This window comes from Pseudomonas sp. R1-1, from assembly GCF_051132135.1.
GTDB lineage: Bacteria > Pseudomonadota > Gammaproteobacteria > Pseudomonadales > Pseudomonadaceae > Aquipseudomonas.
Genome location: NZ_CP071663.1, coordinates 1,113,880 through 1,137,623, shown reverse-complemented (window position 1 = coordinate 1,137,623; position 23,744 = coordinate 1,113,880). Strand labels below are relative to the sequence as shown.

At 60.0% G+C, this 23,744-nt stretch carries 17 protein-coding genes and 1 riboswitch; of the genes, 6 read left to right on the top strand and 11 right to left on the bottom strand.

The annotated features are described in order from the left end of the window. Positions 1-145: 145 nt before the first annotated feature. Positions 146-883 (bottom strand): OmpA family protein, encoded by a 738-nt coding sequence (locus J3P75_RS05335; protein ID WP_099757148.1) that lies wholly within the window; start codon positions 881-883, stop codon positions 146-148. Positions 884-1,000: 117 nt separating this feature from the next. Next, positions 1,001-1,645 (bottom strand): MBL fold metallo-hydrolase, encoded by a 645-nt coding sequence (locus tag J3P75_RS05330; protein ID WP_434709551.1) that lies wholly within the window; start codon positions 1,643-1,645, stop codon positions 1,001-1,003. Positions 1,646-1,848: 203 nt separating this feature from the next. On the opposite strand from J3P75_RS05330, the gene J3P75_RS05325 reads away from it, so the two are divergent. Continuing rightward, entirely contained in the window at positions 1,849-5,394 is a 3,546-nt protein-coding gene (locus J3P75_RS05325; RefSeq protein ID WP_434709550.1) for a matrixin family metalloprotease, read from the top strand. 99 nt (positions 5,395-5,493) lie between these two features. Here J3P75_RS05325 and J3P75_RS05320 read toward each other — a convergent pair whose 3' ends face one another. From J3P75_RS05320 to J3P75_RS05300, 5 genes are all read right to left on the bottom strand, one after another. Then, entirely contained in the window at positions 5,494-8,226 is a 2,733-nt protein-coding gene (locus J3P75_RS05320) for a LuxR C-terminal-related transcriptional regulator (protein ID WP_434709549.1), read from the bottom strand. Between the two features lie 176 nt (positions 8,227-8,402). Next, entirely contained in the window at positions 8,403-9,767 is a 1,365-nt protein-coding gene (locus tag J3P75_RS05315) for a DUF1329 domain-containing protein (protein WP_434709548.1), read from the bottom strand. Positions 9,768-9,794: 27 nt separating this feature from the next. Beyond that, entirely contained in the window at positions 9,795-11,684 is a 1,890-nt protein-coding gene (locus tag J3P75_RS05310) for a DUF1302 domain-containing protein (RefSeq protein ID WP_434709547.1), read from the bottom strand. 337 nt (positions 11,685-12,021) lie between these two features. Then, positions 12,022-13,704 (bottom strand): fatty acid--CoA ligase, encoded by a 1,683-nt coding sequence (locus J3P75_RS05305; protein WP_434709546.1) that lies wholly within the window; start codon positions 13,702-13,704, stop codon positions 12,022-12,024. A gap of 451 nt (positions 13,705-14,155) precedes the next feature. Continuing rightward, positions 14,156-14,785 carry a LysE family translocator gene (locus tag J3P75_RS05300; RefSeq protein WP_434709545.1) on the bottom strand — a complete coding sequence of 210 codons (630 nt, stop codon included), beginning with the start codon at positions 14,783-14,785 and terminating at the stop codon, positions 14,156-14,158. A 91-nt stretch (positions 14,786-14,876) separates the two neighbouring features. On the opposite strand from J3P75_RS05300, the gene J3P75_RS05295 reads away from it, so the two are divergent. The 3 genes from J3P75_RS05295 (at position 14,877) to J3P75_RS05285 (ending at position 17,722) form a co-directional block, all read left to right on the top strand. Further along, entirely contained in the window at positions 14,877-15,842 is a 966-nt protein-coding gene (locus J3P75_RS05295; RefSeq protein ID WP_434709544.1) for a 2-hydroxyacid dehydrogenase, read from the top strand. A gap of 33 nt (positions 15,843-15,875) precedes the next feature. Continuing rightward, positions 15,876-16,874, top strand: a complete 999-nt coding sequence (locus J3P75_RS05290; protein ID WP_434709543.1) for a methyltransferase — start codon at positions 15,876-15,878, stop codon at positions 16,872-16,874. A 50-nt stretch (positions 16,875-16,924) separates the two neighbouring features. Continuing rightward, positions 16,925-17,049, top strand: a riboswitch (yybP-ykoY riboswitch). An 88-nt stretch (positions 17,050-17,137) separates the two neighbouring features. After that, the gene (locus tag J3P75_RS05285; protein WP_258448046.1) at positions 17,138-17,722 is read left to right on the top strand and encodes a TMEM165/GDT1 family protein; all 585 of its coding nucleotides are present in this window, start codon (positions 17,138-17,140) and stop codon (positions 17,720-17,722) included. A gap of 123 nt (positions 17,723-17,845) precedes the next feature. On the opposite strand, the gene J3P75_RS05280 is transcribed toward J3P75_RS05285, so the two are convergent. Next, on the bottom strand, positions 17,846-18,664 hold the full coding sequence (locus J3P75_RS05280) for a M48 family metallopeptidase (protein ID WP_090286177.1): 819 nt from the start codon (positions 18,662-18,664) through the stop codon (positions 17,846-17,848). Positions 18,665-18,921: 257 nt separating this feature from the next. Between J3P75_RS05280 and J3P75_RS05275 the strand changes: the two genes are divergently transcribed. Continuing rightward, positions 18,922-21,063: a methyl-accepting chemotaxis protein gene (locus J3P75_RS05275; protein ID WP_434709542.1), complete on the top strand. Its 2,142-nt coding sequence runs from the start codon at positions 18,922-18,924 to the stop codon at positions 21,061-21,063. 204 nt (positions 21,064-21,267) lie between these two features. Here J3P75_RS05275 and J3P75_RS05270 read toward each other — a convergent pair whose 3' ends face one another. From J3P75_RS05270 to J3P75_RS05260, 3 genes are read right to left on the bottom strand one after another with little or no spacing between them, the layout of a single operon-like run. Then, on the bottom strand, positions 21,268-21,891 hold the full coding sequence (locus tag J3P75_RS05270) for an SOS response-associated peptidase (protein WP_434709541.1): 624 nt from the start codon (positions 21,889-21,891) through the stop codon (positions 21,268-21,270). Between the two features lie 36 nt (positions 21,892-21,927). Beyond that, entirely contained in the window at positions 21,928-22,188 is a 261-nt protein-coding gene (locus J3P75_RS05265) for a putative signal transducing protein (RefSeq protein WP_434709540.1), read from the bottom strand. Positions 22,189-22,197: 9 nt separating this feature from the next. Continuing rightward, positions 22,198-22,380, bottom strand: a complete 183-nt coding sequence (locus J3P75_RS05260; protein WP_434709539.1) for a CPXCG motif-containing cysteine-rich protein — start codon at positions 22,378-22,380, stop codon at positions 22,198-22,200. 142 nt (positions 22,381-22,522) lie between these two features. On the opposite strand from J3P75_RS05260, the gene J3P75_RS05255 reads away from it, so the two are divergent. Further along, on the top strand, positions 22,523-23,686 hold the full coding sequence (locus J3P75_RS05255; protein ID WP_203419450.1) for a 1-acyl-sn-glycerol-3-phosphate acyltransferase: 1,164 nt from the start codon (positions 22,523-22,525) through the stop codon (positions 23,684-23,686). Positions 23,687-23,744 lie beyond the last annotated feature (58 nt).

The following is a 23,744-nucleotide window of genomic DNA, read 5'->3' as shown; positions in this document are numbered from 1 at the left end:
TTCATCGCCATCGCGAGCAGGCTCACTCCTACATTTTGAAATGCATGCCCCTGTAGGAGTGAGCCCGCTCGCGATGGGGCCATAACGGCCAACACAAAAAAATGCCCGGTCACAAGACCGGGCATTTCTTCATTCAGGCAATCGCTTATGGATACTGCTGCACCGTACCCGGCTGCTGCTGCTGCTGACCACCATACTGCTGACCCGGAATCGCCTTCAGGTTGACCTCAACCCGGCGGTTCTGCGCGCGGCCATTGACGTCACCGTTGCTGGCGATCGGGTTATCCGGACCGGCGCCTCGAGCAGACAGGTTGGCACCGCTGACACCTTGTGAAGTCAGGTAGGTCGCCACGCTCTGCGCACGACGCTGGGACAGGTCCATGTTGTGCTGGCGGCTGCCGGTGCTGTCGGTGTAGCCAACGATTTCGATCTGGTTCTGGTTGAACTCTTTCAACGAGTTGGCCAGGTTGTTCAACGGTTGGTAAAAGCTCGAAGCGATGTTCGCCGAATCAGTCGCGAAGGTGATGTTGCCCGGCATGATCAGCTTGATCTGGTCGCCCTGACGCTGCACTTCGACGCCAGTGTTGGCCATGCTCGCGCGCAGTTTCTTTTCCTGCTGGTCGGCGTAGTAACCGTAACCGGCAGCCGAGGCACCGACGACGGCGGCGCCGATCAACGCGCCCTTGCCACGGTTATCGTGACCGATCGCGGCACCGGCGAGCGCGCCGGCCAAGGCACCGAGGCCACCGTATTTGGCGGTTTTGCTCATGCCTTGCGAGCCACCGTCGGCCTGCCCCTGATTGTCATACGGATTGGGCGAGGCGCAGCCGGACAGCAAGGCCACGGCAGTAGCGACAATAATCAAACGACGCGTGGTGAACATGGAGAGCTCCTACATTTTTTGCATTCTATGGTGCAGCGGCCATCGATGAATGGACCCGTGCGGGCGTTGGATCATGACAATGCCTAAAAATTCCGCCCGGCACCCGTGACAAAAAATTCAGGCACGCACAAACGGGTTCTCACGCATCTCGTCGCCCAAGCGAGTGTCTGGCCCATGGCCGGTCACCACGGTTGCATCCTCGTCCAGCGTATACAGCCGCTGCTTGATCGAACGCACGATGGTCGCCTGATCGCCGCCCCACAAATCCGTGCGCCCGACACCGCGACGAAACAGCGTGTCGCCGGCTATCAACAGCTTAACCTCGGAAAACCAGAAGCTCATGGAACCTGGCGTATGCCCCGGCGTATGCAATGCCACACCGCAACCGCAAGCCAGTTCTTCGTCATCGCTCAACCAGCGGTCCGGCGACGGCACCGGGGTGTACGGCACGCCGAACATCTGGCATTGCATCTCGAGGTTGTCCCAGAGGAACTGGTCTTCCTTGTGCAGATGCAGGGTCGCGCCGGTTTTTTCTTTCATCTGCCCGGAAGCGAGGAAGTGATCGAGGTGCGCGTGGGTGTGGATGATGTTGACGACCTTCAGACCATGGGCATCAAGGCGCGCCATGATCAGGTCCGGGTTGCCGCCCGGGTCGACGACGATGGCTTTTTTTGTAATCGGGTCGCCGATGATCGTGCAGTTGCACTGCAAAGGGCCGACGGGGAAGGTTTCACGGATGAGTAACGTCGTTACGGCTGGCATGGGAGTCCTCGGCAGGCGGCGATAGCGTTACTCAGGATTTTAACGCACAAGCCGATACATGATTCCAAGCCAGTAATTTGACGCCATACATCAGAAAATAATGGCTATATGATGTCATGCATTCCAATTCTGATGCACAATCGCCTTTTTTGTAGCGGTCGCATTCGGGAAGGGCCGCAGCGCACTCAGGAAAATATACAGAAATGCCTACTCCCTCGACGTACTCCTTCAGCTTTTCGGCTTCTTTGACTGGCAACACGCTGATCGACAGCTTGATCTCCGGCACTTATTGGCTGGGGTCTAACTGGAGTCCATACGGCGCGACCAATCTGAGCTATAGCTTCATGGCGCCAGTGACTTCATATTTCGTAACCGACTATAGCCCGGATAACGAATACAACGCGCTGTATGCGCTGACTTCCGGCCAGCAGAGTGCCGTGACTTCCGCCTTGGGGGCTTGGAGTGCCGTTGCGAATCTGACCTTTACTCTTACCAGCGACAACATCAATAACGTAGGTGATCTGCGGTTTGGCGCCTATCGCTTGATGGACGACCAAACTGCCGCGTGGGCGTATTTTCCGGGCAATTCACCGGTGGCTGGTGATGTCTGGATCGGACCGCAAACCAACGATCCAACCCCGGGCAAGGGTAGCTACGACTATTTGACATTCGTGCACGAGATAGGCCACGCGCTAGGTCTCAAACATCCATTCGATGTCAGCCCGACGAACAAAACGTTGCTGGATCCATCAATGGATGATGTTCACTTCACAGTGATGAGCTACAACAACAACTATTCTTATCTGCCAACCACGCCCATGGTCCTGGACATCGTTGTCATCCAGACGCTGTACGGCGCTAACATGTTGTGGCAGACCGGCGACAACGTTTACAAATGGGACGCAAACCAATCGGTCTTCGAAACCATCTGGGATGCCGGTGGTAACGACACCATTGATGGCAGTAATCAGCTCGCGGCTGTCAGCATCAACCTCAATGAGGGTACGTTCAGCCAGATCGGTAAAGCGTTTGTGGATTTGAACACTCAAACGGCAACAAACCTGGGCCTGGCGATCGCCATTGGCGCCAAGATCGAAAATGCACTGGGCTCTGCCTTTAGCGACACTTTGACAGGGAACGCACTCGATAACTCCCTCAACGGCCTGGCAGGCGCCGACACCATGATCGGTGGCGACGGCAACGACACTTATTATGTCGATAACATTGGCGACATGGTGGTCGAAACCAACAATGCCGCGACCCAGTACGACCGCGTCTTCACCTCCATCGACTACACCCTCGGCGCCAACGTGGAAAACGTGATCCTGACCGGTACCGCAGATCTCAACGCCACCGGTAACGAGCTCAACAACCGGGTGCTGGGCAACATCGGCAACAATCTGCTTAACGGCATGGCCGGTGCTGACACGATGATTGGTGGCGCCGGGAATGACACCTATATCGTCGACAATGCCGCCGATACCGTCACCGAACTGGCCAACGAAGGTCACGATCTGGTCAGGACCTCCGTCAGCTACACCCTCAGCGCCAACGTGGAAGACGGGTTGTTGACCGGCTCCGCCGATCTCACCCTGAACGGCAACCAGCTGGACAACCTGTTGACCGGCAATGAAGGCAGCAACACCCTCAATGGTCTGGCGGGTGTCGATACCATGATCGGTGGCGACGGCAACGACACTTACTACGTCGACAACATTGGCGATGTCGTGGTCGAAACCATCAATGCCGCGACCCAGTACGACCGCGTCTTCACCTCCATCGACTACACCCTCGGCGCCAACGTGGAAAACGTGATCCTGACCGGTACCGCGGACCTTAGCGCCACCGGCAACGAACTCAACAACCGGGTGCTGGGTAACGAGGGCAGCAACACGCTCAATGGGATGGCAGGCGCCGACACCATGATCGGTGGCGACGGCAACGACACTTTTTATGTCGATAACATTGGCGACATGGTGGTCGAAACCAACAATGCCGCGACCCAGTACGACCGCGTCTTCACCTCCATCGACTACACCCTCGGCGCCAACGTTGAAAACGTGATCCTGACCGGTACCGCAGATCTCAACGCCACCGGTAACGAGCTCAACAACCGGGTGCTGGGCAACATCGGCAACAATCTGCTTAACGGCATGGCCGGTGCTGACACGATGATTGGTGGCGCCGGGAATGACACCTACATCGTCGACAATGCCGCCGATACCGTCACCGAACTGGCCAACGAAGGTCACGATCTGGTCAGGACCTCCGTCAGCTACACCCTCAGCGCCAACGTGGAAGACGGGTTGTTGACCGGCTCCGCCGATCTCACCCTGAACGGCAACCAGCTGGACAACCTGTTGACCGGCAATGAAGGCAGCAACACCCTCAATGGTCTGGCGGGTGTCGATACCATGATCGGTGGCGACGGCAACGACACTTACTACGTCGACAACATTGGCGATGTCGTGGTCGAAACCAACAATGCCGCGACCCAGTACGACCGCGTCTTCACCTCCATCGACTACACCCTCGGCGCCAACGTGGAAAACGTGATCCTGACCGGTACCGCGGACCTTAGCGCCACCGGCAACGAACTCAACAACCGGGTGCTGGGTAACGAGGGCAGCAACACGCTCAATGGGATGGCAGGCGCCGACACCATGATCGGTGGCGACGGCAACGACACTTATTATGTCGATAACATTGGCGACATGGTGGTCGAAACCAACAATGCCGCGACCCAGTACGACCGCGTCTTCACCTCCATCGACTACACCCTCGGCGCCAACGTGGAAAACGTGATCCTGACCGGTACCGCAGATCTCAACGCCACCGGTAACGAGCTCAACAACCGGGTGCTGGGCAACATCGGCAACAATCTGCTTAACGGCATGGCCGGTGCTGACACGATGATTGGTGGCGCCGGGAATGACACCTATATCGTCGACAATGCCGCCGATACCGTCACCGAACTGGCCAACGAAGGTCACGATCTGGTCAGGACCTCCGTCAGCTACACCCTCAGCGCCAACGTGGAAGACGGGTTGTTGACCGGCTCCGCCGATCTCACCCTGAACGGCAACCAGCTGGACAACCTGTTGACCGGCAATGAAGGCAGCAACACCCTCAATGGTCTGGCGGGTGTCGATACCATGATCGGTGGCGACGGCAACGACACTTACTACGTCGACAACATTGGCGATGTCGTGGTCGAAACCAACAATGCCGCGACCCAGTACGACCGCGTCTTCACCTCCATCGACTACACCCTCGGCGCCAACGTGGAAAACGTGATCCTGACCGGTACCGCGGACCTTAGCGCCACCGGCAACGAACTCAACAACCGGGTGCTGGGTAACGAGGGCAGCAACACGCTCAATGGGATGGCGGGTAATGACACGCTGATCGGCGGGCTGGGTGCGGATACCATGACTGGGGGTTCAGGTGCCGATCTGTTTGTATTCAACGACTGGCATGAAACCGGACTCGGCGTACTACGCGACGTGATTACCGATTTCAGCCAAATGGAAGGTGACAAGATAGATCTGAGGGCATTTGACGCTAACCTGTTGCAGGCTGGCTTCAACAACTTCAGTTTCATCGGCGCTGCCGATTTCACCGGAGCAGGCCAACTGCGCTTCGTTGACCATGTACTGTCGGGCAATGTCAGTGGCAATGCCGGCGCGGACTTTGAAATTCAGCTGGTCGGCGTGAACAACTTCAGTGTTACCGATCTCGTAGCCTGACGCTTGATGCAATCGCGGGCGGCCTTTCAAACGTGCCGCCATACCAGAAACGCCCCGATGATTCGGGGCGTTTCTTTTGGCTTGTGAATCACCGCCTATTTAACCTAGCACCCCGAGCTCCTTGGCCCGCGCGACTGCCTGCGTACGGCGCTCGACGCCAAGTTTGCTGTTGATATGGCTGGCATGGGTTTTCACGGTATGCAACGAGATGAACAACTGCTCGCTGATTTCCTGATTCGAACAACCCTGGGCGATCAGGCGCAGTACCGCCAGTTCCCGGCTACTCAGTTGCTCAGTACTGGCGGATTCTACGGGAGTACCCAACGCCTTTGGCGCAAACTGTTTCAGCAGTTGTTGCCCGGCCAAAGCGGGCGAATTCTGCACCTGCCCACGCAACCAGTCCGCGTGCCCCTTCAGTAAAGCATCAAACGGCTGCAGCACACCGCCAGTCGCAGCTTCCAATGCCTGAATGAGGACCTTGCGGGCTTCCGGCTCACGGCCCACGGCGAGCAACAACGCGACCTTTTGCGTCAACGCCATCACACTTAGCAACTGTCGTCCGGTTTGCTGACCGTTTTCATGCAGTGCATTGAGCCGTCCTTCCGCAAGCATGGGTTGACCCCGAATCATATCGAGCAGCGCTTGTTGCAGTTCCACATGCAATGGCAGCTGTGGATGAAACTCTGGCGGTGCGGCAGCGTGTTCGCCGGTGTAGGTCTGGCCCAATCGCGCCAGCCAGGCTTCGGCCAGATCGGTACGCCCCTGCGCCAGCCACAACTCGCATTTGACCAAGGTAATCATTGCCAGATAGTAGATCGGCGGTACGTCCCAGATGTGCATCAGGCGTTCGGCTTCGGCGAGTTCGGCAAAGGCCTTGGCGAATTCGCCACGGCTACCGTCCAGACGCGCAATCACGCAATGGCCGATCAACACGCTGATATCGCGACAGGCGCGGGCTTCGCCAAGCCCCGCCAGCAGACGCACTCGTGCCGCTTGAGGCTGCAAGCGCATCGCCAACAGAAAACCTTCATACAACGTCAGCCGCGCACGCACCGCGTACAAGCGCTGCGGTGACAAACCGCGCAAGCGTTCCAGGCCCTGATGCACTTCATCCAGTGCTCGCAGGATCTCGCCTCGCGACTGCAACACCCGCGCCCGGTCGTAATGCGCAAGCGCTTCGAACAGCGGATTGCCAACACGCTGCGCCAGCTCCAGCGACTCACGGTTCAGGCCACGGGCGCGCCACAGGTCACCATCGGCAATCGCGAGATTGGACAAGGTCGACAAGCACATCAGCCGTTGGCCATACCGTTTGGCCGGCAAGCTTTCCAGGGCTTCGGTGCAATATCGGATCGTCAATTCACGATGGCCGCGCCCACGGGCGATGATCCCGCTCAGCGCCAGCCATTGCGCCAGCATCGACTTCTGAGCGGTGGCCGAAGGCGCCGGCAGAAAGCGACTCAGATGACTGGACAACTCTTCGGCGGCATCCAACTGGCAGGCCAGCCCCAGTGCCCAGCTGTAGAGCACGATCAGCCGTGGTGTGCTGATCAGCAGGCTGTCGGGCAAGTCCATTTTCCAGCGCAGCAGCATGCCGATGTTCTGCTCGGCGAGCAGTTGTTCCTCGGACAGGTTCTGCACCAGATTCGCCGCCACATCGAGGTGACCGGCGCGCAGTGCCTGTTCAACCGCCTCATCGAGCAGGCCCTGCGCGTTGAACCAGCGACAGGCGCGCAAGTGCAGTGTCGCTGTCGGTACCAAGGCTTGCGTGGGAGGACGGCTGCGCAATAGATCCGAAAATAAATGGTGATAACGGTACCAGTGACCATGCTCATCGAGCGGTACCAGAAATACCTGATGGGCCAGCAGAAAACGCAGGATCTCGGCGCTGTCATGGGCTTCGCGCACCGCGTCGCACAACTCGCTGCAAAAGCGCTCTTGCGGCGCGGTGTCATACAGGAATGCCTGCACCTCGGCCGGCAGGCAATCGATGACTTCTTCCAACAGATAATCGCGGATCAGCCCTTCTCCGCCGTTCAGCGCTTGCGGCAATGCCGCCTCGCTGCCCGCCTCGGACGCCGCCAGCAACCAGAAACGTAACCCGGCGACCCAGCCTTCGCTGCGCTGGATCAGGTTTTCCAGCGCTTCGCCGCGCAGTGAAGTGCTGTGGCGATCGAGCAGAGCCAACGCTTCGTCGTGGGTCAGGCGCAGATCCTGTTCATGCAATTCGAGCAGCTGTCGCGACAGGCGCAAGCGCGCCAGATGCCAGTCCGGGCGCTGGCGGCTGGTGACCATGACCAACAGACCATCGGGCAGATGATTGAGGAAAAACTGCAGGCAACGATCGAGTACCGGGCCTTGGGCGAGATGATAATCGTCGAGCACCAACAATAACGGCGCGACGGGATCAAGACGCAGCGCCAGTTCGTCGAGCAGGCCGTCGAGCCATTCTTCGAAGGCAAACGGCTGATGGCGCTGACGCATCTTCAACAGCCCGAGGGCGCCGGCACCCAACGCTGGAAAGTAATCTTGCATGCCTTCGAGCAGGCGTTCGAGAAAGCGTCCGGGATCACTGTCGCGCGCGCTCAATCCCAGCCAGAGACTTTGCCAGTGCGCCGGCAGGCTCTGACAGAACTCCACCGCCAGCGAACTCTTGCCGAACCCCGCCGGAGCGCTGACCAGCAGCAGGCGCCCGCCGAGCCCGGCTTGCAAGCGCTCGCACAGACGCGGTCGCAGCACATAGCCGTCGGGCAGCGGCGGGCGAAAAAAACGCCCGTCCAATGCCGTGATGGCAACCTTTGCAGGACCCGGAAGCGGGGACAGATCAGTCATGGCCGGCTCTTGTTCGAATGGCGGTTGGCGGCGTTGCAGATGTCCGCAGCCTAGCCTTAATCGAACCGGTTATGAAGGTTGCTGCTACAAATGGCTACAAAAAGACTACAGACACAAAAACGCCCCGAACCGGTCGGGGCGTTTTCACGAAGATGCGGCCTCGGGTTTACCGCGGTTTAGCGGACACCATCCTGACGCAGAGCGGCCGGGGTGAAGTCGCTGGTGGTGGCGGTGAAGCCGAAGTCATACGCACTCTTCTCTTCGTTCTTCATGCCCAGTGCCAGATAGCGGCCGGACTGCAGGTCGTAGAGGGTTTCCAGGGCATACCACGGCACTTGCTTGTCGTAGTAGTTCTCGGCGTGCGCCTCGGCGACGCGCCACAGTTGGCCACGACCGTCGTAGTGGTCGATCACCGCTGCCTGCCAGGTGTCCTCGTCGATGTAAAAGTCACGCTTGGCGTAAATGTGGCGCTGGCCTTCCTTCAGCGTCGCAGTCACGTGCCAGACGCGGCGCAGCTCGTAACGCGCCAGGTCCTGGTTGATGTGGCCGGCCTTGATGATGTCCGAGTACTTCAGTTTCGGATCGTCGAGTTTGTAGCTGTCGGAGGCGATATACATTTCCTTCTTGCCTTCGAGCTTCCAGTCGTAGCGATCCGGGGCACCGTTGTACATGTCGAGGTTGTCGGAGGTACGCAGGCCGTCTGCCGCAGTACCCGGACCGTCATAGGACACTTGCGGTGCGCGGCGCACACGACGCTGACCGGCGTTGTAGACCCACGCCGAACGTGGCTCTTTGACCTGGTCGAGGGTTTCGTGCACCAGCAGTACGCCACCGGCCAGACGTGCCGGCGCGGTCACTTTCTGCTTGAAGTAGAACAGGATGTTGCCCGGGTTCGCCGGATCGTAATCCTTCATCTTGTCGCGGAACACGAACTGGTCCTGGAAGTACACCAGGCTGTACGAGCCGTTCGGTTGCGGCGTGGCCTGGGTCACCAGACGGGTCACGCTGCCGCCGCGATAGCGGGTGATGTGGTTCCAGATCACTTCCACGCCGCTTTTCGGAATCGGGAACGGCACGGCGGTATCGAAGTTTTCCAGACCGTTGCCGCCCGACACCAGGTTGGTGCTGGTGGCGTTCTTCTTGATGGCGGCGAACACGTTATCCGGCACGGTGGCGCCGCGATGGGACGGGTAAACCGGCATCTTGAAGGTTTCCGGGTAGCGCTTGAACATCGCGTACTGGCCCGGCGCAAGCTTGTCCTTGTACTTGTCGGCATCCTTGGCGGTGATGGTAAACAGCGGCTGCTCACTGGCGTAAGGGTTGGACAGGAAGCCCTTGCTGTCGACACTGCCGGCATTCTTCGGCAGGGGTTTCCAGGCCGGGATCGAACCGTCGGCGTTACCGGCCATTTCCGCGCCCATCGGCGTCAGGCTCTTGCCCAGTTTGTCGGCTTCAGCGGCAGGCACGGCGGCCATGACGCTGGTTGCCAGCAGCGACAGACCCAGAACACCGGCGTGGAACAGACTCTTTGTTATTTTCATAAATTCGTTCGTCCTGAAATGCAGTGCTTAGAAGTTCACGCCGAAGCTGAGCGCAACGAAGTCGCGGTCATCCACGGTGGTGTACTTGCCGTCGAAGAAGTTGGTGTAAGCCAGGCTCGCGGTGTAGGTGTTCTGGTACTCGGCATCGACGCCCAGGCTGACCGCCTTGCGACCTTCCTCGAAGTTGCCGCCAGGGCCTGGCGAGTAACCGCTGACGTCGTGGGACCAGGCCACGTTCGGCTTGAGGTTGACCCCGGCGAACACGTCGTTGTATTCCCAGATCGCGCGACCGCGGTAGCCCCACGACATCGAGGTGGTGAAACCGTCGTTGTCGCAATTGCGGCTGCGGTTGTTCTGCGGCGACCCCGGACCTGCACCGTTGATGGTGCTGGCGTTGAGGATGTTGGCGCAGGTGTTGGCAGTGCCAGTCGCTGGCAATTCACCCGGACCGTAGACCGGATCGCGGCCATAACGTTTTTCCGAACGGCTTTCCAGGCCGCCGACGTAAGTCGCGCCGACTTCACCGACGAGGGTCAGACGGCTGGCGCCCATGACCTGATCGAAGAAGTGCGTGAAGGTCGTTTGCAGCTGGGTGATTTCCTTGCGCTCGTAACCGTGCAGATCCTGACCCGGCACGCCATTGAGCAGCGAAGCATTGGTCAGCGCGCCGCCCAGTGGGCGTACGCCGGCGAACAGAATGTCGGTGGAGTTCAACTGCACCGGTGCGTTCGGACGGTAGCTGATCTCACCGCTCCACGCCGTACCGGTAGGCAGGGTGGTGGAGAAGCTCAGACCGTAGAGGCGGATGTCTTCAGGATATTCAATGAAGTATTGCGAGTTGCCCGCCACCAGCAATGGCGCGAGTGCGGCAAACGGGCCCGGCAAGCCGGCAGCGGTGTTGTAGACCGATTGCGGTGCACCGGTGGCGCTGAAGATCGGTGCACGGCTGTGGTAGTTCATGAAGTAGGCGCCAAACTCGGTGTCGAGTGGCTCGAACATGTATTTGAGGGAGGCGCCCCATTGGCCGCTATCGCGGGCATCGCGATCCGGCCCACGGCGCACCAGCACGCCTTCCTGGTTGACATCGACGCCTGCGCCCGCCAAAGGCCCAAGGGCAATGGCTGGAATCTGCGAACGCTTGTTCAGCACGCGCAGGTTGCTGTCGCAACCGTCGGCCACGATGTCCGGCTGGGAGAAGAACGTGCCGCAGTTGTCGACGACGGTCTGGTCCCATTCCAGTTGATAGAAGGCTTCGGCGGAAAGGTTGTCGGTCAGGCTCTGCGAGACGTAGAACATGTTGACCGGAATCAGGCCTTCCTTGATCTCGGCGCCCGGACGACGGAATGCGGAAACGTCGATCGGGTTGATCGAGTTGATGCCGCCGCCGATGAAGGTGCTTTCACCCCAGCTGACCACCTGCTTGCCCAGACGCACGGAGCCTGGCTGATCGGCGATCGCGTAGTTGTGGTAGACGAAGGCGTCGAGAATCTGCCCGCCAGAGGACTTGGCGCCCTCTTTGCGATTGCTGTCGCTGATGTCCTTGAACTCGCGGCTTTCATCCTTGAGTTCGAAGTCGTACCAGTATTTGCCCCGGACGAACACGCCGGTGTCGCCGTACTTCAGTTCAAGGTCATGGATACCCTTGAAGATTTTCGAGAAGGTTTCGCCGCTCTTGAAGTTGGCGTGGCCGTCATCGGAGGTTTGCGACAGGCCGTGGCCGCCATTGTTGACGCCGATGAGGTTCTTGTTCGGGCTCTGAGTAGACCAACTCGCACCGATCGACAGGGACGAGTCGAACTGGCCTTCGATTTCACCGACGTTGAAACTGACGCCGAATGCGGGCCCGGCGAGCGAGGAGGCAAGACTGACTGCCAAAGGCAGTTTCGCCCGGCGCCAGAACTGGTTTACTGAGGTCATCGACGCTACTCCATGTGCATTATTGTTATGGCAGTGAGTACTTTCAAAAACGCTGTGAAGGGCCGGAAGCCAAGGCTGTCCGAAACCGCTTCAAAGTTGCTCGCCCCAATCAGTGCGTGTGCTCCGTTTTTAAAAAGTCCTTGAGCGGACTATAGCCAGCAGGGGGTACTGCTTGATCCCTCTAAAGTGTGATTTGCAGTCGCCAACCACTCTGGAACAGTCCTTTCGCCAGTCCGACACAAGTCGGCACGGCAAGGATGGCTGATTTTTTCGATTTCACAAGCCAAGCGCTTGCTTGGTGGGTCTGGCGCGCCGGTTTCGGCGCGCCAGCAGACACTCAAAGTGTCGAAAGGAAGGTGCTGTTACTGGCTTGCCATTCACTGATGTCGAGACGGATGCGCTTCTTGTCGAGCTTGCCGACACTGGTCTTGGGAATTTCGGTAACAAGGGCAATCTGACTCGGGATCGCCCACTTGCTCAGGTGCCCCAGTTCGACGAATGGCTTGAGGTGTTCCTTGAGCTCGCGTGCGCCGATCTCATGGCCTTCGCGAACCACCAGCAGGGCAAACGGGCGCTCGCCCCACTGCGGATCGGCAATCCCCACCACTGCTACTTCGCGTACCGCGACGTGACGGCTGATCAGGTCTTCGAGGTCGAGTGACGAGATCCACTCGCCGCCGGTCTTGATCACGTCCTTGATGCGGTCACGGATGTCGATCACGCCCATGCTGTCGAGTGTGGCGACATCGCCGGTGTGCAGCCAGCCGCCGCTCCACAGTTCGGCGCCCTTTTGCGGCTCATTGAAATAGCCCTCGGTGAGCCACGGCGCCCGCAGCACCAGTTCGCCCTGGGTTTCGCCGTCGGCCGGAAGGAAGTTGCCCTCGCCGTCAACGATCGCCGCTTCCACCAACGGCCCCGGCACACCAGCCTTGATCCGGTAAGTGGTGCGTTCGTCTTCAGTGCCGGCCATCAGCTCATCGTTGAGGTGCGCGCAGGACACCAGCGGCCCGGTCTCGGACATGCCGTACGCGGCAGTGAGCTGGATGCCGCGCGCCTTGGCGTTTTCGTACAGGGAGCGATTGAGCGCGCTGCCGCCGATGACAATCTTCCAGCCGCCGAAATCGACGCCTTGTGCGCCTTTGGCGTTGAGCAGCATTTGCAGGATGGTGGGTACGCAGTGCGAGAAGGTGACTTTTTCCTTGCGCCACAACTCGACCAGAAACTCCGGGTCGTAACGCCCCGGATAAACCTGTTTAAGCCCGAGCATGGTCGCCACGTACGGCAAGCCCCAGGCATGTACGTGGAACATCGGGGTGATTGGCATGTACACGTCGCTGGTACCGAGCAGACGCACGCTGTCGATCGAGCCCATGATCGTCGACACGCCGATGGTGTGCAGGACAAGTTGCCGATGAGTGAAGTACACGCCCTTGGGATTACCGGTGGTGCCGGTGGTGTAGAAGGTGGTCGCGACGGAGTTTTCGTCAAAGTCCTGGAATTCGTATTGCGGACTCGCAGCAGCCAGCAGTTGTTCGTATTCGCCGACCAGGTCTGGCAGCTCGGCGTTTTTTTCCGGCAGATCGGTCAGCAACAGGGTTTTCTCGACCGTGGTCAGCTGCGGTGCAATCGCCTGGTACAAGCCGACAAACTCGCTGTTGACCAGCACGAAGCGGTCCTCGGCGTGGTTCATCGTGTAGAGAATCTGCTCGGGCGACAGGCGCACGTTGATGGTGTGGATCACCGCGCCGATCATCGGGATCGCGAACATGCATTCCAGATAACGATGGCTGTCCCAGTCCATCACCGCCACCGTGTCGCCGGCCTTCACCCCGGCCGCCGTCAGCACGTTTGCCAGCCGTGCGACGCGCTCGATCAGCGTCGGGTAGCTGTAGCGCAACTGGTCACGGTAGATGATCTCGCGGGTTTTCTCGTACCGGGCGCCGGACATCAGCAGCCGTTTGATCAGCAATGGATACTGGTAGGCCCCGTCGGCCGGGGGAATGACGCGAGTCTGCAACATAAGAATCCCTTTTCTGACTGCACGGTGTTGGCGGAGAGCTTTGTACTCTAGTGCGCCTGCATGACAGTCAAATCAGCCAAAGGAATGATTTGCACAGCCGTACAAATGCTAGCTTTGCGCCAGCATCCGGTGACTGAATCAGAGGCCATGCGAAGCGAGCGGCGGGCGGACCTGTGAGAGCAGCAGCGAAAGGTTGCTTCGCCTGACGATGATCTGAACCGCTTCAAAAGCCCTCACCCTAGCCCTCTCCCAGAGGGAGAGGGAACTGACCGAGTTGTGCTGAGCCAAACGCCGACCTGAAAGACCGAGGCGATTGTGGGTTCGGAGAAAGTCGTTCAAGTCGGTGTATTTCTCCAACTTCCCACAATCGGTCCCCTCTCCCTCGGGAGAGGGCTAGGGTGAGGAGCTACAGTCTGCCAAGCCCCGTAAATGTCGGATCATCACCCGCTTCTCAATGCATCTCGGTAAACGCGATTTTCACGCCGAGAGCGATCAGCACCGCGCCCATGGTGCGGTCGAACCAGTGGCCCATGCGGGCGAAACCGGCTCGCACGCGGTGCTGACTGAACAGCATCGCCACCAGGCAAAACCAGATTGCGGTGGCCACAGCCAGGTAAACGCCGTAACCGGCCTGCACCGCCAAAGGCGTGTGCGGGTTGATCACCACGGTGAACAGCGACAGAAAGAACAGCGTGGCTTTCGGGTTCAGGCCGTTGGTCACGAAACCCGAGGTGAAGGCGCCGCGCGCGGTGCGCAAGCCAGCCTCCTTGTGCAGATCATCTGTCACAGGTTTCGCCGGCTGCGCCCGCAAGGCCTTGAAGCCGATGTACAGCAGATACGCCGCTGCCGCCCATTTCAAGGCGTTGAACAGCACGATCGATTGCGACACGATCAGGCCGATCCCCAGCAGTGAATAACCGACGTGCAGGAAAATCGCCGTGCCAACACCCAGCGCCGTCCACGTACCGGCGCGACGACCGTGGGTCACGCTCTCGCGCACCACCACGGCGAAATCCGGGCCGGGGCTGGCGACGGCCAGCAAGTGGATCAATGCAACGGTCAAGAACTCGGTCCAGTACATGGGGGCTCCTTTCGGCCAGGCGTATCAATTTGTTTCATCTGGTAGGCTCGGCAGAGTACGCCCTACGCTCTTCGCACAAAAGGTACAGTTGATGACGAACACGCACCGCGCGGTATTCCTCGATCACCCGTCGCTGGATCTCGGCGACCTCGACCTCAATCCACTGCGCGACTGTTTCAGCGATCTGCAGTTGTTCGCCCAGACCACGCCGCAGCAGGTTGTCGAACGCCTGCACGGCGCCAGCGTGGCGATCACCAACAAAGTCGTGATCGACGCGGCCGCCATGGCAGCCAACCCACAATTGAAACTGATCCTGATCAGCGCCACCGGCACCAACAACGTCGACCTCGCCGCCGCTCGCGCGCAAGGCATCACGGTGTGCAACTGCCAGGGCTACGGCACGCCGTCGGTGGCGCAGCACACGATCATGCTGCTGCTCAACCTCGCCACACGACTGGCCGACTATCAGAAAGCGGTCGGCGAAGGTCGCTGGCAGCAGGCGAAGCAGTTCTGTCTGCTCGACTATCCGATCGTCGAGCTTGAGGGCAAAACCCTCGGCCTGCTCGGTCACGGCGAACTCGGCGGCGCCGTGGCGCGGCTGGCCGAAGCGTTTGGCATGCGCGTGCTGCTTGGGCAGATTCCCGGGCGCCCTGCCCGCCCCGATCGCGTGCCACTGGATGAACTGCTGCCGCAGATCGACGCCCTGACCCTGCACTGCCCGCTCAATGAACACACCCGCCATTTCATCAGTGCGCGTGAATTGGCCTTGATGAAACCCGGCGCGTTCGTGGTCAACACTGCACGCGGTGGCCTGATCGATGAGCAGGCGCTGGCCGATGCCTTGCGCAATGGGCACCTCGGCGGCGCGGCGACGGATGTGCTGAGCGTCGAGCCGCCCGCTCAGGGTAATCCGCTGCTGGCGAACGATATTCCGCGCCTGATCGTCACCCCGCACAACGCCTGGGGTAGTCGCGAAGCACGCCAGCGCATCGTTGGCCAACTCAGTGAAAACGCACAGGCGTTCTTCAGCGCTAAGGCGCTGCGGGTCGTCAGTTGATAAACTGCGGCACTTTTTTTTCGAGGAGCAGTTATGGATCCGCGCAGTGAAGTACTGCTTCGTCAGCCTGAATGGTTTCAAGGTTCGCTGTTGCTCGCCGGATTGCCCGCCGACGATTTGCTCGGGCACCTGCCTAATGCCTTTGGCTGGTGCTGGCACGCCGGCGATCAAGCCGCGCTGGAGGCCCGTTTCGAAGGCCGCAGCGATTTTGGCGTGAACATCCCGGAGCGTGAATTCGACAGCGCGGTGGTGTTTCTGCCCAAGTCCAAGAATTTGACCGATTACATTCTCAACGCCGTTGCCTCGCGCCTGGCCGGTCGAGAGGTGTTTCTGGTCGGGGAAAAACGCAGCGGCATCGAAGGGGCGGCGAAACAGCTCAACCCGTTCGGCAAACCACGCAAGCTCGACAGCGCGCGGCATTGCCAGCTCTGGCAGGTCACCGTGGCCAACGCGCCTGAAACCAAATCACTGGAAAGCCTGGCGCAGACGTACGAACTGCCCTTGGCCGAAGGCCCGTTGAAAGTCATCAGCCTTCCAGGGGTGTTCAGCCACGGTCGCCTCGATCGCGGTAGCGCCCTGTTGCTGGAGCATCTGGACAAGCTGCCAAGCGGCCATTTGCTCGACTTCGGTTGCGGCGCCGGCGTGCTCGGTGCCGCGGTCAAACGTCGCTACCCGCATAATCAGGTGACGTTGCTCGATGTCGATGCGTTCGCCGCCGCCAGCAGCCGTCTGACCCTCGCCGCCAATGGCCTCGAAGCCGAAGTGCTGACCGGTGATGGCATCGATGCTGCGCCGATGGGTTTGAGCGCGATTTTGAGCAACCCTCCGTTCCACGTCGGCGTGCATACGGATTATTTCGCTACCGAAAACTTGCTGCGAAAAGCGGCCAAACATCTGAAAAACGGCGGCGAACTGCGCTTGGTCGCGAACAGCTTCCTGAAATATCAGCCGTTGATCGAAGAACATCTGGGCGTCTGTGCAATCAAGGCCGAAGGCAACGGTTTCCGGATCTACCGGGCCAAGCGCGGCTGAAAGCGCTTTGTAAAAAGTCGCTTGCCCAATCGGATTTGCCTAGGCAGAATCCGCTCCGTCCTAGGGGAGTAGTCTCCCACGAGCGCCAAGCTCGTCCGGCATACGTCAACATACTTGATCCTCAGATCATGGCGTATGCGACCCAAGCGTCCGCAACAGACGGATCGCAGGGTTTGACAAGACCTATGACACGCACACCTTACCCGGGGCGGGAAGGCTGTACGTGTCATAGCCGTGTCGACCCGCCCCTTAGGAAATCCCTGATGCTGGACTCGTTACTCGTTCCCACCGCAATCGTTGCCTTGGCCGAAATCGGCGACAAGACGCAACTGCTCGCGCTGATTCTTGCCGCTCGCTTCCGCAAACCCTGGCCGATCATCGCCGGGATTGTCGCCGCGACCCTGGCTAACCACGCGGCAGCCGGTGCGGTGGGTGCCTGGTTCGGCAGCTTCTTCTCCGACAGCGTCCTGCACTGGATTCTCGCTGCCAGCTTCGCCGCCACGGCATTGTGGACGCTGGTCCCGGACAAGCTCGACGACGACGAAGCCAGCACCGCGCGCAAGTTCGGCCCGTTCCTGACTACGCTGATTGCGTTCTTTCTTGCCGAAATCGGCGACAAGACCCAGATCGCCACGGTGATGCTCGCCGCGCAGTACCCGGAATTGTGGCTGGTGATCATTGGCACCACCGTGGGCATGCTGATTGCCAACGTGCCGGTGGTATTGGCGGGTAATTTTGCAGCGGACAAACTGCCACTGACCTTGATCCGTCGCCTGGCGGCATCGGCCTTTTTCATTCTGGCGATTGTTGCGGTGTACAAAGCGATGCAGAGCAGTGGCTGGATTTAACCCTGAGAGAAGGATCGTTCCCACGCTCTGCGTGGGAATGCAGCCGGGGACGCTCTGCGTCCCATTGGAACGCGGATCCTCCCTTGAGGCGTTCCCACGCAGAGCGTGGGAACGATCACTGACTCAGGATTTGGGGGCTTTTTCGTAGAGCGGCATGACCTTCGGAATCGCTGCCTGCAACGCGGCGATCCGGCTGGTCGAGGCCGGGTGAGTGCTCATGAATTCCGGCGGCGAACCTTCCGAAGCCTTGCTCATCTTGTCCCACAGGGTAATCGCCGCATTCGGGTTGTAGCCGGCGCGGGCGGCCAGTTCCAGGCCGATCAGGTCGGCTTCGTTTTCATTGGCGCGGCTGTTGGGCAAGGTCATGCCGTAGTTGGCCACGGTGTCGGCCAGCGCCAGGCTGTCCTGACCCAGACCGAACAACGCACCGGCGCCCTGCTTGGCCATCTCGATGCCATAAGCCTTGGACATCGCTTCACGACCGTGCTCGCGCAAGGCGTGGGCGATTTCATGGCCCATGACCGCAGCGATTTCATCGTCGGTGAGTTTCAGGCTGTCGATCAGCCCGGTGTAGAAAATGATCTTGCCGCCGGGACCGCAGTTGGCGTTGAGCTCGTCGCTCTTGATCAGATTGACCTCCCACTGCCACTGCGCCGCATCCGGACGGAAATTCGGCGCCTGCGCGATCAAGCGGTTGGCAATCGCCTGCACTCGCTTGGCCTCGGGGCTGGTCTTGTCCAGCACACCTTTGCTGGACGCCTCGCCAACAGTTTTCTGATAAGACTGGGCATACATCTGATCGACCTCTTGTGCCGACAGCATGCTGAACATGTACTGCTTGCGCTCCACCCCGACGGCGCCGCCGCTGGTGGTGTTGACCGACTGACAACCGGCCAGCAACAGCGCTGCGCTCAGTGCACTAACAACCAATGTCTTGTTCATTGAAAAGCTCCCTGAAAACCTGTGGCGTATCCTAGGCGGGTAATTGTATAGACGCCAGATACAACGGACATGTAGCAGTGGCTTCTCAGACATTGCCCGCATCGAAAAATATCCAGGCGACCGCCAGCCACACAGCCGCTGCGTCACGCAGAAGCCGATTTACGACATCCCGGGCCGATTCCGACCAGCGCCACTCATGGCCCCGCAGCCGCCGCCGATAAATCTTTCGCAGATATTCTCCTGCCTGCGGAGCTCCCATGAAGTTCAAATCGATCCAGTTTTCCGTCGCTGCCCTGGCCGGCGCCATTGTCCTTAGCGTGGTAGCGGCGCTGGTGCTGTATGCGCTGTTTGCCGGCGCGCGCACCCAAGCGATGGTGCAACAACGCACCCAGGCCCAGTTCGAGCAGGTCATCGAGCAGCGCCTGACCGCGCTGGCGCAAACCCAGGTCAGCCAGATCCAGCGTGAACTCGAAGCACCGCTGCTGATTGCCGGCGGCCTGGTGCGCGTCAACGCTCTGCTTGGCACGCCGGGCGCCGATGGCCAGCCACGCCTGAGCGTCAGCCGCGAGCAACTGATCAGCCTGATCAAAGAGAACGTCGAAAAGAACCCGAAAATTCTCGGCACGTACATTGGCTGGGAAAAGAATGCTCTCGACCACAACGACGCGGCCTACGTCGGCACCAGCGTGGTCGGTATCGACGCAAGCAACGGGCGCTTTCTGCCGTGGTGGTTCCGCAACGAGGACGGCACCCTCGGCCTCGACAAACTGATCGACGTCGACGACCAGAAAACCCTGTCGACCGGCGTGCGCGCCAGCGAGTACTACCTGTGCTCGAAGGAAAGCAAGAAGCCCTGCGTGATCGATCCGGCGCCGTACAAGGTCGGCGACAAGGTGGTCATGCTTGCCTCGTTTATCGAACCGGTCATGCTCAACGGCGCTTTCCAAGGCATCGTCGGCGCTGATTTGTCGGTGAACTTCATTCAAGAGATGCTGCTGGGTGCCAACCAGAAACTCTACAGCGGTGCCGGGGAAATGGCCTTGGTCGGCAGCAACGGCCGGATCGTGGCCTACACCAAGGACCCGAGCAAATTCGGCGAAAAAGTCAGCGACATTCTCGATGCCGAACAGTCCGCCAACATGGCCAACCTCAAGCGCGGCGAAGTGACTTACTCCGTTAACAAGGACAAGGGCCGGATCGAGTTGTACCTGCCGTTCGGCATCGGTCAGACCGACGCGCGCTGGACGCTGATGCTGCAACTGCCGCTCAACGCGGTGATGGCCGATCTGCAAACGCTGCAGGCCGACCTCGATGCCCAGCGCAAGTCCGACACCTTCGGCATGGCCATGGTCGGTTTGCTGATCGCCGGCCTCGGCTTGCTGGTGATCTGGCTGGTCGGTCACGGCATTGCCCGGCCACTCAAGCAGATGGTCGCCATGCTCAATGACATCGCGCAAGGCGAAGGCGATCTGACTCGCCGCCTGAGCAGTGACCGCAGCGATGAACTCGGCTCGATCGCCAAGGGTTTCAACACCTTCCTGGCCAAATTGCAGGCGATGATCACCCAAGTGGTGACCTCGGTGCAGAGCGTCAGCGATTCCTCGGAGCACACCGCCGACATCGCTATTCGCACCAACATCGGCATCCAGAAACAAATGGCCGAAATTGATCAGGTGGCAACAGCGGTGCAGGAAATGACCGCGACCGCGCAAGACGTGGCGCGAAATGCCACGCAAGCGGCGCAGGCCGCGAGCCACGCCGATCAGGCGGCCACTCAGGGCATGCAGATCGTGCGTGACACCTCGAACTCGATCGGTGTGCTGGCCAGGGAAATCGGCAAAGCGGTCGAGGTCGTGCAAACCCTGGCCAAGGACAGCGAGAACATCAACGCGATCCTCACGGCGATTCGCGGGATTGCCGAGCAGACCAATCTGCTGGCGTTGAACGCGGCGATCGAAGCGGCGCGCGCCGGCGAACAAGGTCGCGGCTTTGCGGTGGTGGCGGACGAAGTGCGCAACCTGGCGCAGAAAACCCAGCAAGCCACCGAAGAAATCCAGAGCATGATCCAGCAACTGCAACAAGGCACCCGCGATGTGGTGCGGGTCATGGAAGACAGCCAGAACCGCACCGACGAAAGCGTGCAACACGCGGCGAAAGCCGCCGAGGCGCTGGAGACGATTACTCATGCAGTCTCGGTGATCAACGACATGAACACGCAGATCGCCAGCGCGGCGGAGGAGCAGAGTGCGGTGGCCGATGACATCAATCGCAACGTGATCAATATCGGTCAGGTGGCCAATGAAGTGGCGGGCGGTGCGGATGAATCGAGTTCGGCGAGTGCCGGGTTGACCAAACTGGCGGAACAGCAGCGGCGGTTGATCAATCAGTTCAAGGTCTGAAGATCAAAAGCCCCTCACCCTAGCCCTCTCCCAGAGGGAGAGGGGACCGACCGGGTTGTCTGCCACCCTGCATCGACCCGCGAAACCGCGGCGATTATGGATTCAGTGAAATACACGCAAATCGGCGCATATCTTCAAAATCCCCCATTCAGTCCCCTCTCCCTCCGGGAGAGGGCTAGGGTGAGGGGCTTTTGATCTACAGACTTAGCCCGGGGTCAAACACTCCGGCCCGTTCAACTTCGGATCATTCACCAGATTCGCCAACACCCGCTCGCGCAATACCGCCGGCTCACTGGCCAGCAAGCCCTGCAACACATGCAGCGGTGTTTCCGGATCAAGCCATGCCGCCTGCCCCGCCTCATCGAGAATCAACGGTCGGCGCTGACTGGCCGCCGGCTGGGTGATGACGGCGGTACTCAGCCAGACCTGCTCCTGCACCGGATACGCCTCCCAGATCGCCGCAAAAAACAGCGATGAGCCCTCCCCCGGCGTCAGCCAGAACGGACGTTTACGCTGGGTTCCGCGCCATTCGTAAAAACCGTTGGCCGGCAACAGGCAGCGGCGCAAGCGCAGCGCTTCACGGAACATTGGTTGCTCGGCCACGGTTTCCGCCCGGGCGTGGGCAGGAGTTTTCGACAAATCGGTCAGCCACCGCGGCGTCAGCCCCCAACGCGCGCGGGCCAGGGTGCGCCCGCCGTCTTCACCGGCGCGCAGCATCAGCACTGAATCATTGGGGGAAATGTTCCACTGCGCCTGCTGATCGGCGGGAAAACCTGGCAGGGCCGCGAAATCGCGGTTCCAGCGAAACAGGGCATAACGTCCACACATGGGGCAACACGACTCTTGAATAAAACCGACGCCAGCCTAACAGACCAGCGTACCGGGGTAGCTTTCCGGTTCATCGCCGGGCAGCGGCAGCGCGGCATTGTACGCGGTGATCAACTCACGGGCGTACTCGGCCTGACCGTTATCCACCGACAACCCCAACAGCCCGAAAATAGGCAGCTCGCCCGTGCCACCGAGCAGATCGCGGCCGCTCAGGTGCGCCTCGATACCTTCGCTGGCGAGCATGCCCTTGAGCATTTCGCCTTCCATCAGGCTGGCCGGTTCGTAGATTCGCTGCATGGGCGCCCCTCATTCATTTTCGCTGAAGACTTCCAGGTGCCATTCATCTTCATGCACCTGTAAAACAAAGGTGATCGGTCGGCAGCACACCTGACAGTCCTCGATATACGTCTGATCGCCACCGGACAGATCCAGCGTGGTCTCGACTTCTTCCCCGCAATACGGACATTCATACTCAGCGGCTTCCAGCATCGCGGTCTCCCAAGTGACTTGTGCGTATAATCGCCGGTCTATTGGCAGGGCTATTGGTGTCTGGCTATTTTTTCAGACCGTGCCCCGCGGGTTTTCGATCAAACCCTTTACTTACCCTAGCCGTTTCCAACAAGAGAGCATGATGGGCGAATTCGATGCCATCCGACCTTACGACGACAGCGAAGTACCCGTGGTACTGGCAAGACTGCTCGGCGACAAGGCGTTTCTAGATATCCTCACCCACTTCCGCTTCCCGCGTTTTGCCGGTGCCTTCGGCTGGATGCTCAAACCTCTTATAGCCCATCGGCTGCGTCGTGAGTTCGCCGACGTGGTGTCGGTGGCGACTTTGCAGGACAAGATCGAGTCTTACGTCGATCACACCATCGAGCGCGCCACCGACGGCGTGACCTACACCGGGGTCGAGCAATTCAAGTCCGGCAGCGCCTATCTGTTCATCGCCAACCACCGCGACATCGTCATGGACCCGGCCTTCGTCAACTACGCCGTGTACCACGCCGGTCTGCCGACGCCGCGCATCGCGATTGGCGACAACCTGCTGCAGAAGCCCTTCGTCAGCGACCTGATGCGCTTGAACAAGAGCTTCATCGTGCATCGCTCGATCACCGGTCGACGCGAGAAAATGGCCGCGTATCAATTGCTGTCCGCGTACATCAACCACTCGATCCGCAACGATTGCGCCTCGATCTGGATCGCCCAGGCGGAAGGCCGGGCGAAGGACGGCGACGACCGCACCGAGTCGGCGATCCTCAAGATGTTCCACATGAGCCGCAAGGACGAGCCGTTCGGCGAAGTGATCCGCTCGCTCAATGTGACGCCGGTGTCGATCAGCTATGAATACGACCCGTGCGATCAGGCCAAGGCCCGCGAGCTGTACATCCGCGCCACCACCGGCACCTATTGCAAGGCGCCGGGTGAGGATGACGTGAGCATTGCCAAGGGCATCACCGGCTACAAGGGCCGCGTGCACATCAACTTCGCCGCGCCGATCACCGAGGTCTACGAAGACACCAAGCAATTGGCGACCGAGATGGACAAGCAGATTCTCGGCGGCTACCGCTTGTTCCCGGTGCATTACCTGGCGTATGCGCAGTGGGCTGACGCTGATCCGCAACTGAATGTGCCGCAGGCGGCCGAGGTGTTCCCGGCCGACGAACTGGCCAAGGCGCAGGAAGAATGGCAGAGCCGGCTGGACGCCTGCCCCGCCGAGCATCGTCCGTATCTGGTGCTGCAATACGCGACGCCGGTGCGCAATCAGTACCGGGTCAAGGCTGGCCTGCCGTTGTAAGCAGTCTGAGCCAGACACAAAAACGGCGCCTGCGGGCGCCGTTTTTCAAGCCTGAACG

Coding starts and splice junctions, on each gene's coding strand:
- J3P75_RS05335 (WP_099757148.1), bottom strand. CDS start 883: ATGTTCACCACGCGTCGTTTGATTATTGTCGCTACTGCCGTGGCCTTG.
- J3P75_RS05330 (WP_434709551.1), bottom strand. CDS start 1,645: ATGCCAGCCGTAACGACGTTACTCATCCGTGAAACCTTCCCCGTCGGC.
- J3P75_RS05325 (WP_434709550.1), top strand. CDS start 1,849: ATGCCTACTCCCTCGACGTACTCCTTCAGCTTTTCGGCTTCTTTGACT.
- J3P75_RS05320 (WP_434709549.1), bottom strand. CDS start 8,226: ATGACTGATCTGTCCCCGCTTCCGGGTCCTGCAAAGGTTGCCATCACG.
- J3P75_RS05315 (WP_434709548.1), bottom strand. CDS start 9,767: ATGAAAATAACAAAGAGTCTGTTCCACGCCGGTGTTCTGGGTCTGTCG.
- J3P75_RS05310 (WP_434709547.1), bottom strand. CDS start 11,684: ATGACCTCAGTAAACCAGTTCTGGCGCCGGGCGAAACTGCCTTTGGCA.
- J3P75_RS05305 (WP_434709546.1), bottom strand. CDS start 13,704: ATGTTGCAGACTCGCGTCATTCCCCCGGCCGACGGGGCCTACCAGTAT.
- J3P75_RS05300 (WP_434709545.1), bottom strand. CDS start 14,785: ATGTACTGGACCGAGTTCTTGACCGTTGCATTGATCCACTTGCTGGCC.
- J3P75_RS05295 (WP_434709544.1), top strand. CDS start 14,877: ATGACGAACACGCACCGCGCGGTATTCCTCGATCACCCGTCGCTGGAT.
- J3P75_RS05290 (WP_434709543.1), top strand. CDS start 15,876: ATGGATCCGCGCAGTGAAGTACTGCTTCGTCAGCCTGAATGGTTTCAA.
- J3P75_RS05285 (WP_258448046.1), top strand. CDS start 17,138: ATGCTGGACTCGTTACTCGTTCCCACCGCAATCGTTGCCTTGGCCGAA.
- J3P75_RS05280 (WP_090286177.1), bottom strand. CDS start 18,664: ATGAACAAGACATTGGTTGTTAGTGCACTGAGCGCAGCGCTGTTGCTG.
- J3P75_RS05275 (WP_434709542.1), top strand. CDS start 18,922: ATGAAGTTCAAATCGATCCAGTTTTCCGTCGCTGCCCTGGCCGGCGCC.
- J3P75_RS05270 (WP_434709541.1), bottom strand. CDS start 21,891: ATGTGTGGACGTTATGCCCTGTTTCGCTGGAACCGCGATTTCGCGGCC.
- J3P75_RS05265 (WP_434709540.1), bottom strand. CDS start 22,188: ATGCAGCGAATCTACGAACCGGCCAGCCTGATGGAAGGCGAAATGCTC.
- J3P75_RS05260 (WP_434709539.1), bottom strand. CDS start 22,380: ATGCTGGAAGCCGCTGAGTATGAATGTCCGTATTGCGGGGAAGAAGTC.
- J3P75_RS05255 (WP_203419450.1), top strand. CDS start 22,523: ATGGGCGAATTCGATGCCATCCGACCTTACGACGACAGCGAAGTACCC.